This is a genomic window from Bradyrhizobium sp. Leo78 (genome assembly GCF_059512425.1).
Genome location: NZ_JCAMOT010000210.1, coordinates 1 through 458 on the forward strand (window position 1 = coordinate 1; position 458 = coordinate 458).

The following is a 458-nucleotide window of genomic DNA, read 5'->3' on the forward strand; positions in this document are numbered from 1 at the left end:
GCCGTCCGGCGAACGCACTTCAAGACCATCGACCAGCCCGCCCTTGGTGTCGGCAAACTGCCAGATCGGCAGATGGTGCAGGTCCTTGTGCGAGCGTCGCCAAGCGAGCTTGCAGAACTCGTTGTCGGTCGAGCCGCCCAGCACGACCGCGTCGCGGTCGGCAAAATCCTTCGACAGCCGGGCAAACTCGGCGATCTCGGTTGGGCAGACGAAGGTGAAATCCTTTGGGTAGAAGAAAATGATCTTCCATTTCCCAGGGAAGCTGTTTTTCGTCAGCGGCTCGAACGCGCTCTGCGCGCTCTCGTCGTGCAGGTGAAAACCGGGCTTCACGCCTGTGATTTCGAACGGCGGCAACTTACTTCCAATTCCCAGCATATTGTCCCTCACAAGTTTGCTTCGCGCGGGAAGCGATGATACCGGCCCCAAGTCAAGCAAGCGATGTGCCAGGAGATCTCGCG

General features: G+C 59.2%; 1 protein-coding gene. It reads right to left on the bottom strand.

The genetic code is table 11. The features are described from left to right. Positions 1-375, bottom strand: a 375-nt coding sequence (locus AC5ZG1_RS44335) for a redoxin domain-containing protein (protein WP_496114235.1), incomplete at its 3' end; no start/stop codon positions are given. Positions 376-458: the final 83 nt, after the last annotated feature.